Annotated in this window: 23 protein-coding genes; 8 read left to right on the forward strand and 15 right to left on the reverse strand. The window is 59.5% G+C overall.

Translation table 11 applies throughout. From position 1 onward, the window contains the following. The 8 genes from ACM561_RS10805 to ACM561_RS10840 form a co-directional block, all read right to left on the reverse strand. The gene (locus ACM561_RS10805; protein ID WP_425905005.1) at window positions 1-1233 is read right to left on the reverse strand and encodes an NAD(P)/FAD-dependent oxidoreductase; all 1233 of its coding nucleotides are present in this window, start codon (window positions 1231-1233) and stop codon (window positions 1-3) included. 30 nt (window positions 1234-1263) lie between these two features. After that, complete coding sequence (locus tag ACM561_RS10810; RefSeq protein WP_425905007.1) at window positions 1264-1740, reverse strand: MaoC family dehydratase; 477 nt, start codon at window positions 1738-1740, stop codon at window positions 1264-1266. Between the two features lie 70 nt (window positions 1741-1810). Further along, window positions 1811-2710, reverse strand: a complete 900-nt coding sequence (gene mmsB, locus ACM561_RS10815; protein WP_425905009.1) for a 3-hydroxyisobutyrate dehydrogenase — start codon at window positions 2708-2710, stop codon at window positions 1811-1813. A gap of 33 nt (window positions 2711-2743) precedes the next feature. Next, entirely contained in the window at window positions 2744-3814 is a 1071-nt protein-coding gene (locus tag ACM561_RS10820; RefSeq protein ID WP_425905011.1) for an enoyl-CoA hydratase/isomerase family protein, read from the reverse strand. Continuing rightward, window positions 3811-4956, reverse strand: a complete 1146-nt coding sequence (locus ACM561_RS10825) for an isobutyryl-CoA dehydrogenase (protein WP_425905012.1) — start codon at window positions 4954-4956, stop codon at window positions 3811-3813. Before ACM561_RS10825 ends, ACM561_RS10820 begins: the two co-directional genes overlap by 4 nt. Before the next feature lie 16 nt (window positions 4957-4972). Next, entirely contained in the window at window positions 4973-6466 is a 1494-nt protein-coding gene (locus tag ACM561_RS10830; RefSeq protein WP_425905014.1) for a CoA-acylating methylmalonate-semialdehyde dehydrogenase, read from the reverse strand. A 95-nt stretch (window positions 6467-6561) separates the two neighbouring features. After that, entirely contained in the window at window positions 6562-7731 is a 1170-nt protein-coding gene (locus ACM561_RS10835; RefSeq protein ID WP_425905015.1) for an acetyl-CoA acetyltransferase, read from the reverse strand. Between the two features lie 396 nt (window positions 7732-8127). Beyond that, a complete protein-coding gene (locus ACM561_RS10840; protein ID WP_425905017.1) occupies window positions 8128-8718 on the reverse strand; it encodes an SET domain-containing protein in 591 nt (196 codons plus the stop codon). Window positions 8719-9113: 395 nt separating this feature from the next. Between ACM561_RS10840 and ACM561_RS10845 the strand changes: the two genes are divergently transcribed. The 3 genes from ACM561_RS10845 (at window position 9114) to ACM561_RS10855 (ending at window position 10755) form a co-directional block, all read left to right on the forward strand. Beyond that, window positions 9114-9581 carry a hypothetical protein gene (locus ACM561_RS10845; RefSeq protein ID WP_425905018.1) on the forward strand — a complete coding sequence of 156 codons (468 nt, stop codon included), beginning with the start codon at window positions 9114-9116 and terminating at the stop codon, window positions 9579-9581. 89 nt (window positions 9582-9670) lie between these two features. After that, entirely contained in the window at window positions 9671-10363 is a 693-nt protein-coding gene (locus ACM561_RS10850) for a methyltransferase family protein (protein ID WP_425905020.1), read from the forward strand. A gap of 32 nt (window positions 10364-10395) precedes the next feature. After that, window positions 10396-10755 carry a GFA family protein gene (locus ACM561_RS10855; RefSeq protein WP_425905022.1) on the forward strand — a complete coding sequence of 120 codons (360 nt, stop codon included), beginning with the start codon at window positions 10396-10398 and terminating at the stop codon, window positions 10753-10755. Window positions 10756-10903: 148 nt separating this feature from the next. On the opposite strand, the gene ACM561_RS10860 is transcribed toward ACM561_RS10855, so the two are convergent. Together ACM561_RS10860 and ACM561_RS10865 are read right to left on the reverse strand one after the other, a co-directional pair. Beyond that, a complete protein-coding gene (locus ACM561_RS10860; protein WP_425905023.1) occupies window positions 10904-11833 on the reverse strand; it encodes a Tim44 domain-containing protein in 930 nt (309 codons plus the stop codon). 127 nt (window positions 11834-11960) lie between these two features. Further along, on the reverse strand, window positions 11961-12305 hold the full coding sequence (locus ACM561_RS10865) for a DUF1491 family protein (RefSeq protein ID WP_425905024.1): 345 nt from the start codon (window positions 12303-12305) through the stop codon (window positions 11961-11963). A gap of 605 nt (window positions 12306-12910) precedes the next feature. Between ACM561_RS10865 and ACM561_RS10870 the strand changes: the two genes are divergently transcribed. The 4 genes from ACM561_RS10870 to ACM561_RS10885 all read left to right on the forward strand — a co-directional run bounded on the left by ACM561_RS10870 (window position 12911) and on the right by ACM561_RS10885 (window position 17742). Further along, window positions 12911-14266 carry a transposase gene (locus ACM561_RS10870; RefSeq protein ID WP_425905026.1) on the forward strand — a complete coding sequence of 452 codons (1356 nt, stop codon included), beginning with the start codon at window positions 12911-12913 and terminating at the stop codon, window positions 14264-14266. A 209-nt stretch (window positions 14267-14475) separates the two neighbouring features. Continuing rightward, window positions 14476-15783, forward strand: a complete 1308-nt coding sequence (gene purB, locus ACM561_RS10875) for an adenylosuccinate lyase (protein ID WP_425905028.1) — start codon at window positions 14476-14478, stop codon at window positions 15781-15783. 229 nt (window positions 15784-16012) lie between these two features. After that, the gene (locus tag ACM561_RS10880; protein WP_425905030.1) at window positions 16013-16621 is read left to right on the forward strand and encodes a PilZ domain-containing protein; all 609 of its coding nucleotides are present in this window, start codon (window positions 16013-16015) and stop codon (window positions 16619-16621) included. 500 nt (window positions 16622-17121) lie between these two features. Continuing rightward, window positions 17122-17742 (forward strand): transglutaminase-like cysteine peptidase, encoded by a 621-nt coding sequence (locus tag ACM561_RS10885; protein ID WP_425905031.1) that lies wholly within the window; start codon window positions 17122-17124, stop codon window positions 17740-17742. Between the two features lie 181 nt (window positions 17743-17923). Here ACM561_RS10885 and ACM561_RS10890 read toward each other — a convergent pair whose 3' ends face one another. The 3 genes from ACM561_RS10890 to ACM561_RS10900 all read right to left on the reverse strand — a co-directional run bounded on the left by ACM561_RS10890 (window position 17924) and on the right by ACM561_RS10900 (window position 19392). Then, the gene (locus ACM561_RS10890) at window positions 17924-18388 is read right to left on the reverse strand and encodes an FKBP-type peptidyl-prolyl cis-trans isomerase (protein WP_079447173.1); all 465 of its coding nucleotides are present in this window, start codon (window positions 18386-18388) and stop codon (window positions 17924-17926) included. A gap of 101 nt (window positions 18389-18489) precedes the next feature. After that, window positions 18490-19020 carry a gamma carbonic anhydrase family protein gene (locus ACM561_RS10895; protein WP_425905034.1) on the reverse strand — a complete coding sequence of 177 codons (531 nt, stop codon included), beginning with the start codon at window positions 19018-19020 and terminating at the stop codon, window positions 18490-18492. Window positions 19021-19062: 42 nt separating this feature from the next. Next, window positions 19063-19392 carry a DUF6949 family protein gene (locus ACM561_RS10900; RefSeq protein WP_309773855.1) on the reverse strand — a complete coding sequence of 110 codons (330 nt, stop codon included), beginning with the start codon at window positions 19390-19392 and terminating at the stop codon, window positions 19063-19065. A gap of 201 nt (window positions 19393-19593) precedes the next feature. Here ACM561_RS10900 and ACM561_RS10905 point away from each other — a divergent pair, with 201 nt between their 5' ends. Further along, a complete protein-coding gene (locus ACM561_RS10905; protein ID WP_425905036.1) occupies window positions 19594-20301 on the forward strand; it encodes a hypothetical protein in 708 nt (235 codons plus the stop codon). 9 nt (window positions 20302-20310) lie between these two features. Here the strand turns inward: ACM561_RS10905 and ACM561_RS10910 are convergent, their stop codons facing one another. After that, a complete protein-coding gene (locus tag ACM561_RS10910; RefSeq protein WP_079447176.1) occupies window positions 20311-20529 on the reverse strand; it encodes a DUF3126 family protein in 219 nt (72 codons plus the stop codon). Window positions 20530-20848: 319 nt separating this feature from the next. Continuing rightward, entirely contained in the window at window positions 20849-21679 is an 831-nt protein-coding gene (gene cysE, locus ACM561_RS10915; protein ID WP_079447178.1) for a serine O-acetyltransferase, read from the reverse strand. Window positions 21680-21692 lie beyond the last annotated feature (13 nt).

A 21692-nucleotide genomic window follows, 5' to 3' on the forward strand; every position in this document is an offset into this window, starting at 1 on the left:
CTAATGCCGCAACCACTTCAGCGCGCCTCGCCCGGCCGCCGCACCGGTCGCGAACGAGGCCTGCAGCAGATAGCCGCCGGTCGGCGCTTCCCAGTCCAGCATTTCCCCGGCGGCGAACACGCCCGGCAAACGGCGGATCATGGTGTCGCCGTCAAGCTCGCTGAACGCAATTCCTCCAGCGGAGGAGATCGCGCGCGCGATCGGCGCGATGCCAGTCAGCGTGATCGGAAACGACTTGATAAACCCCGCAAGCGCTGGCGGCGACATCGTTCCCGGCTGCTGTCCGGAAGCCATCGCCGCTTCCTGCAATAGTCCGATTGTGACCGGCGCAAGGCCAGCAGCTTTGCGCAGCCAGTTAGACATGGAATGTTTTCCGCGCGGCACGTTCAACCGCACGACGAGTCGATCCGTCGGCACATCAGGTCGGAGGTCGATGTGCAGAACGGCGTTCCCCGCAACGTTGATGTGTTCGCGCAACATCGCAGAGAGGGCATAGATTCCCCCACCCTCGATGCCGTCACGCGTGATGAGGACCTCGCAGCGCACTGTGCATGAACCGAACGACAGCGCGACGTTCTTCAGTGGCTGGCCTTCGAAGCGATCACGGAAGATGCCGCTCCATGCCACGGTGAACGCGCAGTTGGCCGGTCGCAGCGGCGACAAGGCGATCCCTCTGGACTCGAGCTGTTCGACCCACGCGCCATCGGAGCCAAGTCGCGGCCAACTCGCGCCGCCAAGCGCCATGACCGTCGTATCTGCCACCACCATGCGCTCGCCGTCAGGCGTTTGAAACTTAAGACGATCGTCGTGATCCCAGCCCATCCAGCGATGCCGCAGCGCCAGCGTCACGCCAAGCGTATCAAGCCGCATGAGCCACGCACGCAACAGCGGAGACGCTTTGAGGGCTTTCGGAAACACGCGGCCGCTCGACCCAACGAAAGTCGGTTGTCCGAGATCGTCGGCCCATTTTCGCAGCGCCTCCGGCGTGAACGCGTCGATGGCCGGCTTGAGATAGGGTACGGCCGCGCCATAGCGCGCGAGAAATTGCGGCAGCGGCTCGCTGTGCGTCAGATTGAGGCCGCCGCGCCCCGCCATCAGAAACTTGCGGCCCGCCGACGGCATGGCGTCGAACACGGTCACGCGCACGCCCCCGCGCGCGAGAACCTCCGCAGCCATCAGGCCGGCGGGACCAGCGCCCAAAATCGCAGCTTGGGTTTGGAGGACGTCACGCATCGAAAAAAGATGTGCCCTAGTTCCGCGCTGTCAGGAAAAGTACAGGAGGGCGAGCCAGTCGGCGGCAAGCGCCAACCGCTTCTCGCCCTCGATCTCGACGCTGACGGCGGTGCGCGACAGCAGTTCGCCGGGCTTGCGAAGCGTAGCCTCGGTGAGCGTGAAGCGGCCCCTGACGTGCGATCCAGATCTGACCGGCGATATGAACCGGAGTCGGTCAAAGCCATAGTTCACCCGCATGGTCACACCGGCGACCGGCGGAATCACCTCATGCGACATGACACTGAGCAGCGACATGGTCAGGAATCCATGCGCAACGGTGGTGCCAAACGCTGTTTCCTTGGCCCGCTCGGGGTCGACGTGGATAAACTGACGGTCTTCGATCACGTCGGCATAGAGATCGATCCGCTTCTGGTCGATCAGGTGCCATGACGAAACGCCGATCTCCTGACCGATCATTTGCCTGTAGGCTTCGAGCGAGACCGATGGTTGCTTCCAGACCTCGTTCACAGCTTACGCCTCCCCCGCTTTGGACCCGAGCCCTGAGCTCTCGAAGTTTTAGAAAGTCACCCTCGCGTCGTCATCGGCCACCCATGTTTTCCGCAAGGGCGCGGATATGCCGGATGATTCCGGAGAAATCGACCCCCCCGTTTCCGGCCGCATCGAACGCCTTGTAGATGTCCTGCGCGTGCTGTCCAAGCGGCGTCACCACGCCGCCGGATTTCGCCGCCTCCTGCGCAAGCGTCAGGTCTTTGAGCATCATCGCCGAAGCGAAGCCCGGCTTGTAGTCGTTATTCGCGGGCGAGGTCGGAACCAGCCCCGGCACCGGACAGTAGCTCGTGAGCGACCAGCACTGGCCCGACGCGGTCGAGGCGACATCGAACAGCGCCTGATGAGACAGGCCGAGCTTTTCCGCAAGCACGAACGCCTCGCCCACCGCGATCATCGAGACGCCCAGGATCATGTTGTTGCAGATTTTGGCGGCCTGCCCCGCTCCGTCACGGCCGCAATGGATGATCTTCTTGCCCATCGCTTCAAGAAACGGCTTCGCCGCCTCGAAGGACTCAACTTCCCCGCCAGCCATGAAAGTCAGCGTCGCGTCCCGGGCGCCCGCGACGCCTCCCGAGACCGGCGCATCGACCGAATGCAGGGAAGCCCTGGCCGCCAGCATATGGACCCGCCGGGCGCTTTCGACATCGATGGTCGAACAGTCGATCATCAGCGCGCCCCTGGTGGCTGCGGGCATGACATCTGTCCAAACCGACACCACATGCCTCCCGATCGGCAGCATGGTGATGATGACGTCCGCGTTTGTCACCGCAGCCCTTGCGCTGCCGGCGATCGTCACGCCATTCGTTTTGGCCGCATCTCTCGACTCCGGAACGAGGTCGAAACCGACCACCCTGTGGCCGGCTTTGACGAGATTGGCCGCCATGGGTCCACCCATGTTGCCGAGACCGATGAACGCAATGGCCGCCATACTGCCTCCAGTCGAGGTTGCTTGTTCTTATATCTAGTTGAACACAAGTTCGTCCGCACCGACATTCGCAAAGTACGGCGCAATCATCTCCGGTGTAACCTCCTCGATCGTTGACGGCGACCACTTTGGATTTCGATCCTTGTCGATGATCGCAGCGCGAACGCCTTCGCGAAAATCGTTGCTCGTAAAGACTGCGAGCGCGGCACGATATTCCCGTGCAAGGCATTCCTCCAGCGTGGCCGAGGCGCGCGCAAGCCGCAGCAACTTTAACGTCACGATAAGACCGCGCGGAGATTTCTCGTTTAGAGTCTTGAGGGTTGACCGCGCGAGTTCGGACCCGTCGCGTTGCAGCGCCGCCATGATATCGTCCATTCGACCATGGGCAAACCATGCATCGATCCGCGGCCGGATGGCCGCGACAGAACTGCCGGCGTCGCCATTCGTAAAACCTGCGATCGTTGCTTTCACGCGGGCTGAATCCGCACTAGCGCCGAGATCAATCAGCGCCTCGCGCAACGCGGCAAGTTTTCGCGACGGCACAACTACGTCGGCGAAGCCTGCGTAGATCGCATCCGGCCCGTTCATGTTCTGGCCGGTCAACCCGAAATAGGTCCCGATCTCGCCGGGCGCACGCGACAACAGCCAGGTGCCTCCGACATCCGGAAAGAAGCCGAGACCGGCCTCAGGCATTGCGAGCCTGGTTCTCTCGGTGACGACGCGGTGCCTACCATGCGCCGACAAGCCGACGCCGCCGCCCATCACGATGCCATCCATGAAGGCGACATAGGGCTTTGGAAATTTCGCAATCCGCGCGTTGAGGGTGTATTCCTCCCGCCACATCACCCTGCCGAGATCGCCCCCGACATTCGCACTCTCCCAGAGCGAGCGGATATCGCCTCCCGCGCACAAGCCGCGCTCGCCGGCGCCCTCAAGAAGAACCAAACCGACGGCGGGGTCTGCCTCGAACTGGTCCAGCGCCTTGTGCATCTCGCGAAACATTTCCAGGGTGACGGCATTGATTGCCTTCGGACGATTGAGGCGAACGACGCCCACGCTCCCCTCGCGCCGTACGATCAGATCCGGCTCGTCTGCAAGACCCCTCATCGCGTACCCTCGATCAGCTTGCGTGACACGATCACGCGCATGATCTCGCTGGTGCCCTCGAGAATTTGATGGACGCGCAGATCGCGCACGATCTTCTCGATGCCGTACTCGCTGAGGTAGCCGTAGCCGCCGTGGAGTTGCAGCGCTTGATTGGCGACATCGAATCCAACATCCGTGGCGAGCCGCTTTGCCATCGCGCACAGCATGGTGGCATCAGTATCCTCCCGATCCAGCGCGGAAGCCGCACGCCACAGAAAAGTTCGTGCCGCTTCCAGCTCGGTCGCCATGTCGGCGACCTTGAATTGCAAGGCCTGGAATTCCTCGAGCCGCTTCCCGAAAGCCATGCGCTCCTTCATGTAGACGAGCGTCTTGTCGAGCGCCGATTGCGCGCCACCGAGCGAACACGCGGCGATGTTCAGCCGTCCGCCGTCGAGTCCGGCCATCGCGATCTTGAACCCGACGCCCTCGTCGCCAAGACGGTTTACAACCGGCACCCGCGCGCGCTCGAAAATCACCGCCCTGGTGGGCTGCGCGTTCCATCCCATCTTGCGTTCGTTGGCGCCGAACGAGACACCCGGCGTATCGCTTTCGACCACGAGCGTCGAGATACCGCCAGACCCGTCATCTCCGGTGCGCACCATAACGACGTAAAGATCGCTGGCACCAGCGCCGGAGATGAACTGCTTCTGTCCGTCGACAACGTAATGATCGCCATCACGCGTCGCGCGGGTCCGCAAGGCAGCCGCATCCGATCCCGCAGCAGGTTCAGTCAGACAATAGCTCGCCAGCAGCTCCATGGTGCAGAGTTTCGGCAGCCATTTGCGCCGCTGCTTGTCTGAACCATAGGCATCGATCATCCACGACGCCATGTTGTGGATCGAAATGAACGACGATACGGTGGGACAACCCTGCGCCAACGCCTCGAAGATGAGCGCAGCATCAAGCCGACTCAAGGCTGAGCCGCCGACATCATCCCGAATATAGATGCCACCGATACCGAGCGCCGCTGCCTCCCGCATCGTCGCGACCGGAAAGTGCTTCTCCTCATCCCATTTCAGCGCGAACGGCGCGATCTTCTCAGCGGCGAAGTCGCGCGCCATATCGCGGACAGCGATCTGATCCTCAGTCAGCGCGAACTGCATACGCGATCCCTACCGATCACTTGCTGTGGAACACGAACTGCGTCCCTTCCTTGACACCGGAAGGCCAGCGCGAGGTGACGGTCTTGGTCTTGGTGTAAAATCGAATTGAATCCGGACCGTACTGATTAAGGTCGCCGAAGCCCGAGCGCTTCCAGCCACCGAACGTATAGTAGGCGACCGGTACCGGGATCGGCACATTGATGCCAACCATGCCCACCTGGACGCGTGAGGCGAACTCGCGCGCAGCGTCGCCATCGCGCGTGAAGATCGCCACGCCGTTTCCATATTCGTGTTCAGAGGGCAGAGCCACCGCTTCGTCAAAATCATTGACGCGCACCACCGAAAGCACGGGACCAAAAATCTCCTCCTTGTAGATCTGCATGTCCCTGGTGACGTTATCGAACAGGCAAGCACCCATGTAGAAGCCGTTCTCGTAGCCTTGCATTTTGAAGCGGCGACCATCGACCGCCAGCGTGGCGCCTTCCTTGACGCCAATCTCGACATAGTTCCTGACACGCTCCAGTGCCAACCTGGTGACGAGCGGACCGAAATCGGCAGACGCATCGGTGGACGGTCCGATCTTCAGGTTCTCCACGCGCGGGATCAGATTCTCCATTAACCGGTCGCCAGTTGTTTTGCCGACCGGCACCGCAACCGATACCGCCATGCAGCGCTCACCGGCTGCGCCATAACCCGCCCCTACCAGCGCATTCACCGACTGATCCATATCAGCGTCAGGCATGATGACCATGTGATTCTTGGCACCGCCAAAACATTGGCACCGTTTGCCCGTCGCGGCGGCACGAGAATAAATGTAATGCGCGACTGAGGAGGAGCCGACGAAGCCGACTGCCGCGATATCGGGATCGTCAAGAATGGCGTCGACCGCCTCCTTATCCCCGTTCACGACATTAAGGATACCGGACGGCAAACCGGCCTCGAACATAAGTTCGGCCAGCCGCATCGGCACACTTGGATCGCGCTCGGAGGGTTTCAGGATGAAGGCGTTGCCACAGGCGATGGCCGGCGCAAACTTCCACATCGGAATCATTGCAGGGAAGTTGAACGGCGTAATTCCGGCGACGACGCCAAGTGGCTGGCGCATCGAATAGCTGTCGATGCCGGGACCGGCGTTCTCGGTGAAACTGCCTTTCATCAGCTCGGGAATGCCGATGGCGTATTCAACGACCTCCACGCCGCGGAAGATGTCGCCATTGGCGTCGGGAATGGTCTTGCCGTGTTCGCGGGCGAGCAGTTCCGCCATCGCATCATTGTCGCGCGCCACTAGTTCGAGAAACTTGATCAGCACGCGGATTCGGTGCTGTGGACTGGTCGCGGCCCACGCCGGCTGCGCAGCCTTGGCATTCTCCACGGCCTCGCGCAATTCAGCTTTCGATGCCAATGCGACCCTGGCCTGCACCTCGCCCGTCATCGGCTGATACACGTCGGCGAAACGTTTCGATGTACCCTTGACGTTCTTGCCGCCGATAAAGTGCCCGATGGTACGCATGCTCCCTCCCGGCTCGTTTGCAAGAGTTCAGTCGTGACATTCTGATCCTTGTATTCTTATTCGCTGCGCGTCTTGAACGATGCGCGCTTTAGAAACTATCGAACCGGCTCAAGGATCGAAACATAGTTCGCAACTGCCGTGCCACCCATGTTGAAGATGCCGGCGAGTTTGGCGCCTCTGATCTGCATGCCATCGGGTGCCTCGCCTGCGAGTTGCATTGCGCTCATCACATGCATGGAAACTCCGGTGGCGCCGATCGGATGACCCTTGGCTTTCAGACCGCCTGACGGATTGACAGGCAATCTGCCATCCTTCTGCGTCCAACCTTCCTTGATGGCGCGCGCCCCTTGCCCTCTGGGCGTCAGACCCATGGCCTCGTACTCGATCAGTTCGGCAATGGTGAAGCAATCGTGAGTCTCGACAAAAGAGAGATCGGATAGCGCAACGCCGGCCTTCGCCAGCGCCCGCTGCCAAGCCACCGTGCAACCCTCGAACTCGAGAATGTTGCGCCTCGACATCGGCAAGAAATCCTGCGCGTGGCCAGTCCCGCGGATGCTGATCGCCTTGCGCGCCGACTTGGCGATGTCAGCATCCATCAGCACCAACGCGGCCGCGCCATCCGATACCAGCGAGCAGTCAGTGCGCTTCAGCGGCCCCGCCACGAACGGGTTCTTCTCGCTCTCGGAACGGCAGAAGTCGTAACCGAAATCCTTGCGTATTTGCGCGTAAGGATTGGCGACGCCATTCTTGTGGTTCTTCGCTGCGATCATCGCCAGCGCATCCGAAGCGTCACCGTATTTCTGGAAATAGGCTTGCGCGATCTTGCCAAAAATGCCGGCAAAACCGCCGACGGTATCGCCGTGTTCGGGCAGGTAGGAGGCGCGCAGCAGATTGCGGCCGATCTCCGGACCGGGCGTCCGCGTCATCTGCTCAACGCCGACCACCAGCACGATCCTCGCCGCACCGGACGCAATCGCGCGGACACCCTGATGCACCGCCGCCGACCCGGTGGCGCAGGCATTCTCCACCCGCGTCGCCGGCTTGAAGCGGAGTTCCGGATCGGCTTGCAGGACGAGAGCCGCGGTAAAATCCTGTGGTGAGAAACCGGCATTGAAATGCCCGAGCAAGATCTCATCAACCTCGCCTGCGGAAACGCCGGCATCGGCCAACGCGTCGGTTGCCACCTTCACCACAAGGCTTTCGACCGTCTCGGTGTCCAGTTTCCCGAACGGCGTATGCGCCCATCCCACGATGTTGGCGGTCATGGTCCTGCTCCCATGTGCTGGCCCGTATCTCTTTTAAAGCGAGATGCGAGCGGATCTTCACCACACACATTCCTCTTCTCGCTCTAGTCTTATGCCGAGATATAGTCTGTCGGGAACGCAGGTTTCAGGGCGATAGTGGGATTTTTCACCATTCCCCAACACATGACTGATCATGCGTTCCAAGCTGGGTGGCGGGACAGCGCGGGGTCTTGCGAAAAAAACCGGAAGCAACTCGGCGAAGCGGTCATTCACGAAGCCGCCGTGGCGTTGCGCCTTATATGGCCGCGTACTCCATGTCCGTTCTCAAACGGCACAACTAGGCGGCTTTGAATACCCGACCATTGCAAGATTAAGATGGCCGACTGAAAGCGATAACAGGATGATTGGCACCGTTTTCTATGAACGTTTCTTTGATCTTCCGCCCTTAGCTGTCGAAAGCGCCTTCGAGTTCTTTGGAGCGGCGGAGCGCGCCTTATGCCCGTTCAGCTTTCTACGACTGCCTCCGACGCTTGCGCGCTTTTCGGCCCTCGCCCGTGACTGCATCTTTTCCTGGCGCGCCGCCGCACGCAACTTTTTGCGCTTTTTTTCACAGGAGTCACACTTGCAGCCGATCGGCTTCAAATACTCCTTGAAGTAGTCGGTGCCGTAATCGTAGTTGATTTCCTCGCCGGGCGCGATGTCCTTGATGGCGCGAATATCGACGCGCCGCTTGATCTTTTGGACGTCCGACTCCGCATTCGGTTTGCAGGAGTGGTTGATATAGCGTGCGATGTTTTTGCGCAGCGAGCCGTCGATGGTCCAGCGGCTGGTGACCTGGAAGAGATACTTGTTCTCGACCGCGTCGTCCTTCTCCTTGTTGCAGTCGAGCAGCGGCCCGATGTACCGTATGATCTTCGTGCCCTTCTTGATTGGTTTTGTGGCGAAGAGACCGAGTCCCGTGCGGGAGCGGCCAATACGATAAGGCTTGTTCGGAGATATGTCAGGCATGATGGGCTAAACTGAAATGCTCAATGATGATGGCAGGCTTCGTGGATACGCTGGTCTTGCATGATTCCACACCTATTGTCAGGTGTCTCCGTCCATACGAGTTACCCTTCCCCACCGCATATGGGTTTATCTTCGCCTTGGTTTCTGCAATAAGCAACTCGCGTTTAGAGGCTTGAATGACAATTGTGCTCTCGCGGAGCATTGTTAGAGGTAGAATTCTCTCGGATCAATCAGGCCAAAAGCGGTCTTCGATGATATCTACATCCAGAGCGATCCAAGATCGGATCGCATTTCTCGATCCTAAACCATCTCGACTATATGATCACCGATGTAGCCGAGCCGATTTATCCGCGAGCACCAACCAGCTTGGATTATTTCCTTCGGGAGATCGTTGAATGACAAGCCTGCGCCGCTGCCTCACCAGCCTTTATATTGCCGCAGCAACGATGCTTGCCCCTTTACCGGCCCTTGCTGATCGCTGTGACGATCTGGCCGGACAACTTAAAAGTCAGATCGACGGCTTGCATGTCGGCAAGACCGCCGCCAACGCTATTTTCCTGTCGCATTCCGCGACCACGCAGTTGATCCTCGGTTGTCCTAACCGCAAGTTCACCAACGAACTGATCGCCGGCACAGATAGCCGCAAGCCGAAACCTGAGTTTTACGATCTGGTGGCGCGAGCCTCTGCCATTATCTTCACGATACCGATCGCTGATACATTGAAAGGCGTCACCCGATGCATGAAGCGCATGGGCCTGTTACACGGCGACGACGTACAGACGCGCTATCGGCGGCTGAACATGCATTGTACCCGCACCAAAACCAGCGCCGCCATCGCGGTATCCCGCGGCAACGACGAGTGACGAACCAACGATTTTCAGCCTTTCCCGAAAAGGAACCAATTCTCTGCTTCCTGTCGCAGGTTTGTCGCGAAATGTGGTAATGTGGACGCATGGATGAAGAGCGCAACCTGACCCGCCGGTTGATGACCCAGAACACGGTGTGGATCGTTACACTGGGCGTGCTGCTGTTTGTCCCCGCAGGCAGCGTGGACTGGCCTGCCGCTTGGCTGTTTCTCGCGACGCTCGGTTTTCTCGGTATCGTCGGTGGATTTTGGTTTGTGAAGATCAATCCCGGGCTGCTGGCCGAACGCATGCGCCCAATGATCCAGAAGGACCAGCCGAAGGCGGACAAGGTCTTCATCTTGGTAATGGGGCTGGTCAGCATGATCTGGCTGATCGTCATGGGGCTCGATCAACGTTATCTGTGGTCGGGCATGAGTGCCGGATTTCAGGTTCTCGGCTTCGTGCTGTTCATGCTGTCGCTTGCTATTTCGTTCTGGGCGATGCGGGAGAACGCATTCGCAGCGCCGGTGGTGAAGATACAGGCCGAGCGCGGACATCAAGTGATCCGCACAGGCCCCTACGCGCTTGTCAGGCATCCGATGTATAGCGGGGCGATCTTCTTTTTCCTCGGGGTTTCGCTGCTGCTGGGATCATGGTGGGGCGCCACAATCACACCGATCTTCATCGGGTTGTTCGCAGGGCGTGTGGTGATCGAGGAAAGCACCCTGCTCGCCGGCTTGCCGAACTATCGGGATTACACCGAGCAAGTCCGCTACCGATTGTTGCCCGGAATCTGGTAGTCTGATCCGTTCGTTCTGGACCGGAGAGCCAAATGCCCGACGTGAAAACATACACCGGCGGCTGTCATTGCGGTCAGGTGCGCTTCGAGTGCACAACAGATCTTGCCATGGTGACCGCATGTAACTGCTCGATCTGCACCAAGAAGGGACTGCACATCACCTTTCTTGCGCCACAAGACTTTCAACTCAGGGCGGGCGAAGATAATCTCAAGGAGTACCTGTTCAACAAGCACGTGATCCGGCATCAGCTTTGCATCGACTGCGGTGTTGAGGTATTCGCGCGCGGCAAAAAGCCGGACGGGACTGAAGTGGTCGCTCTCAATGTGAGTTGCATCGACGGTCTCGATCTGTCTCGTCTCAAATTGACACCTATTGACGGACGCAGCTTCTGAAACGCTGCACTTTTTCTACAACGTTTTCGAGCGAAGTAACTTTCGGTTCGCGTGAAACGTGCCCAAACCAAGGCTCTTCATTCAACGCAAACAAAAAGACGCCACGAGGTTATCGCGGCGCCTTCTTTTGAATGACCGTCCTGACCGGTCAGGTCTGCTGGATTGCCGATAACTCCCATTTTCCTCCGCTCCGACGCGCGAACGTCCAGACGTCGGTCGCCTCCTGCGGCTGGTCGCTGCCCTCTACGATGCGGCCGCTGGCGCGCTCGATGGTCTTGTCGATCAACGAGTAACGCAGCGCCACCGTGGCATAATCGGTAACCCCCTCGCGCCAAGCTTCTGCGAGATCGCCCTGCAGAAGCTTGACGTCCGACACCTTGTTGACGACGCCGCGGGCGTCGTTAGCCCGGAGATCTTCGGTGAAATATGACACCATTTCCGGCGTTGCCAGCGTGTGCAGGGTGTTGACGTTCTCGTTCGACCACGCGGCCTGGATTTCTCCGAGCAGGCGCTCAAAAGCTTCGTAGTCGGACGGCGTGATTTCCAGCGGCGCGGCGCTTGACATCGAACCGAAACCAAGACCGCTGCGGGCATTCGTTTGAGCAGCAGCCGGCCCAGGCGCCGGTCCAGCATAAGCCGGCGAATTGCGCCGCTGCCACCACGACATCGCAAAGCGAACAACGAGATAGATCAGGCCGATCTGAAGCACCAGGCCGATGATGGACGACAGGCCTCCGAGGCCGCCGAACAGGCCACCGCCGAACAGCAAACCCAATAGTCCCGCACCGAGGAATCCGGCAGCGAGACCGCCGAGCATCCCCATACCCGGCCGGTTAGCCGCAGCACCGGCGGCCGGACGGCCGGGCTGGCTCATGGTGCGATCGAGCGGACGCGCCGCGTTCGGCGCGGTATTGGTGACCGGCGGCGCGGAGAAGGTCCGCGAGCCGCGCGATCCATAGCTGCTGCCACCGCCGACACGCGCATCCGCTGCAGAGACCGCTAATATCAAGGGAAGCGCCAACGACAGGACGACGGCAAAAGCCTTCATCGCGCCAGACGCCCGCTTAGCCAATTTCATAAGTTGTTCCTTTTTCTTTTCGGCAGGATCTGGCCCATAAAATGGGTAGCGCCGGTCAAAAGAAAAGTCTTATCGGGTCACAAAGCTGCGGCCCACCGTCGCGGCAACGTCTGGTAAGCTGAATTCATCATTTCGACGCAAGGTCGAGAAAATGCCGCCCTGCTTTGTCTTCAATTTCAACGATCCAGGCATCCGGATCGAATCGAACTTCTTTCTCCAGGCGCTCATTGACCGCCTGCTCGGCGATGGGCTCGGCTGAAGACGGAGCGAATACACGTTCAACGGGACGGCTGTCGTCGTATACGGCTTGCGGCGCAGGGCCGTAAAGCATCGCTTTGCCGTCGAGAAACGCCAGTTTGACGAAGACAGCGCCGGCCTCATCAGCTCCCCGGCGGCATACCGCTCCGAAAACCCCCTCGGACTGGCAACGGCGCAGGTAGGCGGCGACCCAAATGCTCGATTTCAAACGCATGAGGATGACGATAAGCCGTTCGCGAGAGCGGCGCTAGGGCGTGTGCTCATGAACTCGAACGACCGGCGGAGTCCGCCTTTGTGCACGCAACAAATTCAAATCCGACATCGCGTCACTCCGAAAGGGGCCAATAGCGTTCATTAAGTTACGCATATCACGCGGCTCCAGATCGATCTCAGCGCAATCCCAAGTAAAAGCCCGTTGTGATGAATATCTGGATGAAAATCGTCGCCAAACTTCTTTTGAACCCTGTAAGCGACGGGTAGAGGTTTGAGAGATAGACTGCTGAAGACACGAGGTAGATGGCAGCGGCCATCCCAATAACCACGAGGAGATTTGGGCCCTCAGGGTCATTGAAGAATGCAAACATTGTCCTCGAACATGCGACGGCTGTAATCGCCAGAATCAACAAAGAACTATTTTTGAAGTTAACATGCATGGGGTCGCGCCCCCCGTTTTGCGCATTGATACGATCATACCGTAGCCGAAGCTATGGCACGAACGCCAAGAGGATGACCGCTTTGGATCGATTGTGTTGAAAAACTCCGGGTTGTGAACGGTCAGAAGCGCTGATTCACTCAGGCATCCAAGCCTGGGGCGAAGCCATGATGGGTGAACGGCGAATCGATCAAGCGGCGCTTTTCTATCTATTCTCGCTGGAGCGGCACGTGCCGGCGGACCACATGCTGCGGGCGATCGACCGGTTCGTCGATCTGCAGGGTGTGCGGGCGCACTTGGCAGCGTTCTACAGTTCGACGGGTCGCCCCTCGATTGATCCGGAGCTGCTAATCCGGATGCTGATTGTCGGCTACTGCTTCGGCATCAGATCGGAGCGGCGTTTGTGCGAGGAAGTCCACCTGAACCTCGCCTATCGTTGGTTCTGCCGATTAGGCCTCGATGGCGACGTGCCAGACCACTCAACCTTCTCCAAGAACAGGCACGGCCGCTTCCGTGACAGCGATGTGCTGCGACATGTGTTCGAGACCGTGGTGCGTCGCTGCATGACCGAGGGGTTGGTTGGCGGTGAGAGCTTCGCTGTCGATGCCAGTCTGATCAAGGCCGACGCCAACCGCCAAAGCGGGGTGCAGGGCGCCGAGGAGCTAGATCCAGTTCGATCTCGTCGCGCAGTTCGTGAGTATCTGGCGGTGCTAGATGACGCAGCCTTCGGTGCGGCGACGTCCGTCGCGCCGAAATATCTCGCGCCCGTCGATCCGGCCGCGCGGTGGACCGCGGCAAACGGCGGCCTCGCGTTCTTCGCCTACGCGACGAACTACCTGATCGACCTTGATCATGCCGTCATCGTTGAGGTGGAGGCATCCAGCGCCGTACGCCAGGCCGAGGTTACAGCCGCCAAGACCATGATCACGCGAGCCCACGATCGCTTCGATCTTCAGCCGGCGCGTCTCGCCGCCGATACGGGTTATGGCTCAGCCGAGATGCTCGATTGGCTGGTCAACGAAGAAGGTATCGAGCCGCACGTGCCGGTGTTCGACAAATCCCAACGCACCGACGGGACCTTCTCACGAGACGAATTTATTTACGACCATGAGCGCGACATCTATGTCTGTCCCGGCGGCAAGAACCTAACGACGAAGGGAACGCTGGTGAACGACGGCGCCACCTTGTTCTACCGCGCCAGCAAGGCTGACTGCTCCGCCTGTACTCTTAAATCTCGTTGCAGCCCTAACACCCCGATGCGGCGAGTGCCTCGCAGTATCCATGAGGGCGCAAGAGACTTCGCCCGCCACATCGCCAAGACCGCCGCTTATCTAACCTCGCGGCGACAGCGCAAGAAGGTTGAGATGTGCTTCGCCCACCTCAAACGCATCCTCAAGCTCGACCGACTGCGACTGCGCGGCCCATGTGGCGCACATGACGAGTTCCTGCTCGCCGCCACCGCTCAGAACTTGAGAAAACTGGCCAAGCTGATCCCCGCCACCGCACCGATCTTGGCCGCTTGATCGGTTACGACCGCCTTCAAACGCTACGGCTTGCCTCGACGTAAGATCACTCCAGACCGAAAGGCGACTTCTTCAACACAATCCCTCTGAAGCGAACGATCCGAATTTATAAGTATACACCCTGTTCGACCTTCCATCCGCATGGTTTGTTTCCAACCGACAGCTCTGTTAAAGCGGGGCATAATCCCTGAAAACCTCAAGGATCGTCGATGATTCCTCGTTACACCCGTCCGGAAATGGCTTCGATCTGGGAGCCGCAGACCCGTTTCAAGATCTGGTTCGAAATCGAGGCTCACGCGGCGGACGCCCAAGCCGAACTCGGGGTGATCCCGAAGCAAGCTGCTGAAACCATCTGGGCCAAGGCCAAGGATGCGACGTTCAATGTGGAGCGCATCGACGAGATCGAGCGCGAAACCAAGCATGACGTCATTGCCTTCCTCACTCACCTTGCTGAAATTGTCGGTCCCGAGGCGCGCTTCGTACATCAGGGCATGACGTCATCGGACGTGCTCGACACATGCTTCAACGTACAACTCACCCGCGCTGCCGACATCCTAATCGCCGACATCGATAAGCTGCTCGGGGCGCTGAAGACCCGCGCGTTTGAACACAAGATGACGCCGACCATCGGCCGTTCGCACGGTATTCACGCCGAGCCCGTGACCTTCGGGCTCAAGCTCGCTTACGCCTATGCGGAGTTCACACGCGCCAAGGAACGCCTGACCGCGGCCCGCAGGGAGGTCGCGACCTGCGCGATCTCAGGCGCGGTCGGCACCTTCGCCCAGATCGATCCGCGCGTGGAAGAGCACGTTGCCGTCGCTATGGGATTAACCCCCGAGCCGGTGTCGACGCAGGTGATCCCGCGTGACCGCCACGCGATGTTTTTCGCCACACTGGGCGTCATCGCCTCCTCGATGGAACGGCTCGCTATCGAAATCCGCCATCTGCAACGCACCGAGGTGCTGGAGGCCGAGGAGTTCTTCTCCGAGGGGCAGAAGGGTTCGTCAGCGATGCCGCACAAGCGCAATCCCGTGCTGACCGAGAACATCACCGGACTTGCCCGCATGGTGCGCGGCTATGTGACACCGGCCCTGGAGAACGTCGCTCTCTGGCACGAGCGCGACATCTCGCACTCCTCGGCCGAGCGTATGATCGGGCCCGACGCCACCGTGACGCTCGACTTCGCGCTTAACCGCCTCGCAAGCGTCATCGACAAGCTGCTGGTCTATCCCGGTAACATGCAAAAGAACCTCGATCGCCTCGGCGGGCTGGTGCATTCGCAGCGCGTGCTGATCGCGCTGACCCAGAAAGGCGCAAGCCGCGAGGACGCCTACAAGCTGGTCCAGCGGAACGCCATGCCGGTATGGCGCGGCGAAGGCGATTTCCTTAACCTGCTGAAGAACGACGCCGATGTGAAGAAATATCTGGCGGATGCCGAGATCGCTGAGCAGTTCGACCTCAACTACCACCTCAAGCACGTCGATACGATCTTCAAGCGGGTGTTCGGCAGCGCGTGAGCGTGCCGCGATCCTCTATCGTAAGCGCGCCAGATATGCCCGTGCTTCGAAAAGTGAGCCTTGTCGCGCCTCTCGTAGACGCGGCATGAGCCGTCTTGGTGTCGATCGAGGCCCAATTTGGGCCGTCGCGCCGGGCTATACCGCTCAGAAACGCTAACGCCGCGTTAACCCTGACAACCTTAAGGTTTATTCATACCGACCGTTGGTCGACCCGCGGACCGATCGATTTATGGCGTTGGCGCAGAAAATCTCGAACCTGCCGGTTGAGCGCCGGCGATTTCAGCGGGTCAAGATTCACCTGCTGGGTCGCTATATGCTGCCGGATCGGCGCGAATTCCCCTGCCAGGTTATCAACATGTCTCCCGGCGGGCTGGCCATGCTGGCCCCCGGTATCGGCAACGTCGGTGACCGGGTCATCGTCTATCTCGACCACATCGGCCGGGTCGAAGGCAAGATTACCCGGATTATCGACAGCGGGTTCGCCATGAGCGTCAGCGCGACCCCCCGCAAACGAGACAAGTTGGCGTCGCAACTCACCTGGCTCGCCAATCGCGACATCCTCAATCTTCCGGAAGACCGTCGCCACGAACGCATCGTTCCGCGCAATCCCGTCGCGACGCTCACACTTGAAGACGGCACAAGGCTGACTTGCCGGATCATCGATCTTTCGATGTCGGGCGCCGCCGTCTCGGCCGAAAAACGACCCCCGCTACAGTCCAAGGTCGCACTCGGCAAGGTGCTCGCCCGCGTTGTCCGCAATCTGGACGAGGGCTTCGCGCTCGAGTTCATTCACGAGCAACATCCCGATACTCTGGAAGCCAGCGTCAGCGGCCGGTAAACGCCATTCTCCAAAACTCCCCTTTCAGTTTTGAGAACATGCAATCTTGCCAAAATCGCCTTGCGCTTGACCGTGCTGACTGAACGAGCGCGTGCTGTCGGGATCAGCGTGAGAAGCGCAGCGCCATCCGCCCTTCGCGCTCGAGTTTATTCACGAGCAGGACTCTCGAAGATAACGTCACCACCCGGTAAACGGCCATGATCGCAAACTGCCGCCTAGCGATCCTCGTTGTCCGCTTCTGCCACGGCAGAAGCCCGCGATCTCAGGGTTAACGGCAGGCGCGTTCCGATACGAAAAACCGCGATTCAACCGGGTTTCAATCGCTAATATCTAAAATTTGAATCGATGATGATCGCTAAAATTTGAGTCAATTTCGATTCAAATACCGATTCAATTAGCGGCGAACTTTACTCGCATTTGCATCGAATGCACTTCGAGCATTTAGCGCCGGCGCAAATCCTTTGTGCGAAATGTGGTCCCAACAAGAAACGGGGGCCACAATGCTCAACAGGGGTCAGGGAATGGGACTGGCGGTGGTTGGCGCCATCCTGTGGGGAATGGCAACGCCAGCGGGGGCAGCGGAAGCAGAAAAGCTCTATGCGAGTCTCGGCGACACCACACGGGCGCCGATCGGTTGGGTTGAATTCTGTAGCGACAATCCGAAGGAATGCCGCACCGGCGCAACGCAGCCGCGTGATATCGTCTTAACGCCTGACGCCTGGCGCGATCTCCTGAAGGTCAACCGCTGGGTCAACGAAACCGTCAAACCGATGACGGACAAGGATCATTGGGGCGTCGTCGAAAAGTGGTCGCTTCCCACCGACGGCCACGGGGATTGCGAAGACTACGTCCTGTTGAAGCGCAAGATGTTGATCGACGCTGGGTGGCCGCGTGAGGCGTTGCTGGTCACGGTAGTCCGCGACAAGCAGGGCGATGGCCATGCCGTCCTGACCGTTAAAACAGACAAAGGGGAGTTCATTCTCGACAACCAGAATGAAGACATCCTGGCCTGGATGCAAACCGGCTACCGCTTCATGAAACGACAATCGCAAAGCGACCCCGATGTCTGGGTTGCGCTGGACGATAACCACCCGGCGGTCGCGACGGCCAGTTCGCGATAAAGAACAAACACGAGACCCGCGACCCGGTCATACCCCTCCCCGTCCCCAGACCGGCTCGCGCGCGGCCAGCCTTCCCCCAAAAGGCTGGCCGCACCCCTTTTCAGGAAAGCTTCAGCGCACGTTAGAAGGCCAAGAACGGATCAGTGCGCTACCGCGCGAAACAACGACCGCGCGAAGCGACTCAGCCTTTCAGGCCGAGCAGCTCGACGTCAAAAATCAACGTTGCATTGGGCGGAATGACTCCACCGGCGCCGCGTGCTCCGTAACCGAGCTCCGGCGGAATGATCAGCGTGCGCTTGCCGCCGACCTTCATAGAGGCGACGCCTTCGTCCCAGCCTGCGATCACGCGACGCTTTCCGATTGGAAACTCGAAGGGTTCGTTGCGGTCCACCGAACTGTCGAACTTGTCACCTTTCTGTCCGTCCTTATAGAGCCAGCCGGTGTAATGCATGATGCAAACCTGGCCCGGCTGAGGCGAAGGGCCCTCCCCAACTTTGGTGTCCGTGATCTGCAAACCCGATGCTGTTGTCATGGTTTTCTCCGCGGTTTGGGCCGCTGCTGTGGCCGGAGCATCGATCAGAACGATTCCGCCCGACGCAATCGCAATTGCGAATGTCAAAACACCCGCACATCGAAACGCCCGCATCGCTGTATTCTCCAGCCTGTTATCGGCGCCCACATCTAGCCCAAGGAATAGGCGACGACCACGGCTTTCTGCAACCTTCCTCAGCAGTTCCACCGAGGATTTCAGCCGATTCGCTTCAGGCCCTTTCCGAAGCGCAGGCCATTCGCGGCGTAGAATTTCGCGCCGCTTCCCATCGCCTCGATCTCGGAAGGTCTAAGCGTGCGGGTCACGCGCGCCGGCGCGCCGACAATGAGAGAGTACTCCGCAAACTGCTTGCCTTCGGTAATGAGCGCGCCGGCGCCGACGATGCAGCCGCGACCGACCCGCGCGCCGTTCATGACGATCGAACCCATACCGATCAGCGCACCATTTTCGATGGTGCAGCCGTGCAGAATAACGTTATGGCCAATCGTGCAGTTGCTTCCTATCGTCAGCGGAAATCCCTCGTCGGTATGGCAGGTGCACCCATCCTGAACGTTGGAACCCTCTCCAACTTCGATCCATTCGTTATCGCCGCGCAGCACCGCACCGAACCACACGCTCGCATTGTCGCGAAGGCGAACCCTGCCGATTACCGCGGCGGTTTCGGCGATAAAATAGCGCCCGCTTTCCGGCAGGACGGGCACCTGCCCATCGAGTTCGTAAATCGCCATCACGCCTCCTGCCAGCTAGCGGCGACAGTGCCACGGCGGCGCTTAGGCGAGCAACCCGACCGCCTTCAGCGTCATGACCACGCAGGTGCCAGACATCAGGCTCCAGAAACCCGCGATCACGGTCGCCATCATGACGAACTCAAAACGGCGCCGCTCGATGCGTCGTCCGCGAAGTGTATTGCGCATGATGATGAAGGGCGCAGCGAAGACCAGGAATGGAACCGCAGCAAATGCCCTGGCAACAACACCCTGCTGCAGCAATCCGAAGCCGGCGGGGCGCTTGACGAACGCCTGATAACCGCTGGCGAGCGCGCCCGCGATGGCGAATCCGATGCACAGGGAAAAGAAGGAATTCAACGCATCTGGCGACATCGAAAAGAACATCCGTTCACGACTACGGCGTCTCTCCTTCGCAAAATGCCGCTTGCCTCGCCACTTTATCCTTAAGAAAGGGTTAACGCGACGCACGCGCACTAACCTTGCGCGCCGGCACAGTACGGCTGACCTCGCATGCAAACTCCACATTGCGTGGCATAGTCGCGGCTGATTCGTCCTTTCGGAAATGTCCGTCGCATGGCCATGCTGTCGTCCGCCCCGCGCCGGTCGCGCGGAAAACCGCCGGCCGGTCATCTGATCCCACTACTCGCAGCCGTGATGATCGCGATGCCCGCGATCACCGCAGTCGCCTATTTGTTGTGGCCAACCTGGACTCCCAAAGCGCCTGACAACAATGAGCGATTGCCGGTCAGCATCGGGCAAACCGTGTTCAATGTGCCGAAGCGCGCCTTCCGTGTGAAAATTCAGAGACATTCGGGGCCGCAGGAGCGCATCGATCTGAATTTCCTTTATCCTTCGCTGGCAACGCCGGATGCGCCAAGACATGTCACCGCCGAGACCGTCGAAGATGGACCGCAGCCGATCGACCGCGTTTTCCTATCGATTGCCGCCCATCACGATTCGCTGGCGCCGGATATCCTCGTGCGTACCATCTATCCACGTTATCTTGATGCCACTCACACACCGTCTCAGGACGGACTATCGATACGTGCATTCCGCGACGGAACGCCGTATGCGGGCGAAGATCTGCTCATGGCGCAGACGCCCGCGCTAGTGGCGCGATGTACCCGCGATGCCATGACGCCGGGCACGTGCCTGAGCGAGCGCCGGATCGGGGGCGCCGACGTGACGTTCCGCTTTCCACGGCAATGGCTAACAGAATGGCGCGACGTTGCCGGTGGGATGGAGCAGCTCGTGGAGCAACTGCACCCGCTGCAAAACTAGCTTCGACAATTAACCGACGTCGGCCAAATCCTCCTCAAGAATAGCCATCTGAAACTGAAACGAGCGATCGTCGTCCTCGTCATCGACGAATAGCACGCCAATAAACTCCTCGCCGATATAGACCTCGGCCGAGTCGTCCTTCTTTGGACGCGGCACCACTCGAATCCTGGGATTGCCGAACACACGCTTGAGGTAGGCGTCGAGTTTCCTGACTTCCTGAACGTTCACGGCAGTCTCCAAATGTGAGGGTTCGCAGGGTTCTAGAGTCTCATTCAACTCCGCAGAGTTCTGACTCTGGGGTCCGATCAACTGCGTTGAATAAACTTGTTTAAATCTTTGGATTGAGCACGATCTTGTCCGAAACCGGTTTCCACTTTGCGCTGGCATGGCCCTTTAGGTTGGGATCATGCTCCCGGCTATATACTTTTAATCACGCATTATCTCGTCCGAAAATCGATTCCTATTTTCGGGTCGTCGGTGTTTGCAGCCAAGCTCGCCGCTGCACTGCGCCCCCGGGAACTTCAGATTCGAAAGAACGCTGACAAGCTTATGATTCTGGTGTCGCATTCAGCATCTGGTTCATCGTGCGCGAGGGCTCCGAGCAGCCGGCCGGACCGACCGTTCTGGCTGGAACCCCTGCGACGGTGACATTGTGCGGTACCGGTTTCACGACGACCGATCCGGCCGCGATGCGCGCGCAATGTCCGACCTCAATGTTGCCAAGGATTTTCGCGCCCGCGCCGATCATGACGCCGTGGCGGATCTTCGGATGGCGGTCCTCATTTTCCTTGCCGGTACCACCGAGTGTCACGCCATGCAGGATCGACACGTCATCCTCGATGACCGCGGTCTCACCGACGACGAAACCGGTCGCATGATCGAGGAAAATTCCACGGCCGATTTTAGCGGCGGGATTGATGTCGACCTGGAACACCGAGGAAGAACGGCTCTGCAGGTAATAGGCAAAATCCTTGCGACCTTTCTTTTGGAGCCAGTGCGCGAGGCGGTGGGTCTGGATGGCATGAAAGCCTTTGAAGTAGAGCAGCGGATCGATGAACCGCGACGTCGCGGGGTCGCGGTCGAACACCGCCACCAGATCGGCGCGGAACGCGTTGCCGATATCGGGATCGTCGCGGAGCGCCTCATCGAAGGTCTGGCGGATCAGGTCGCCTGACAAGGCCGAATGGTCCAACCGCCCTGCGACGCGATGCACCACCGCAGCCTCAAGCCGATCATGATGAAGAACGGACGAATAGATAAAGGCCGCCAGCTCAGGTTCGCGGCGAACGATGTCTTCGGCCTCGCTGCGGATGCGATCCCAGATCGGATCGAGCGCAGCAAGTTTCGGATTCTGCGAATTGACGTGCTGGATCGCCATGGTCGTCTCGCAA

This window comes from Nitrobacter sp. TKz-YC02, from assembly GCF_049852135.1.
In the GTDB taxonomy this organism is placed as follows: domain Bacteria; phylum Pseudomonadota; class Alphaproteobacteria; order Rhizobiales; family Xanthobacteraceae; genus Nitrobacter; species Nitrobacter vulgaris.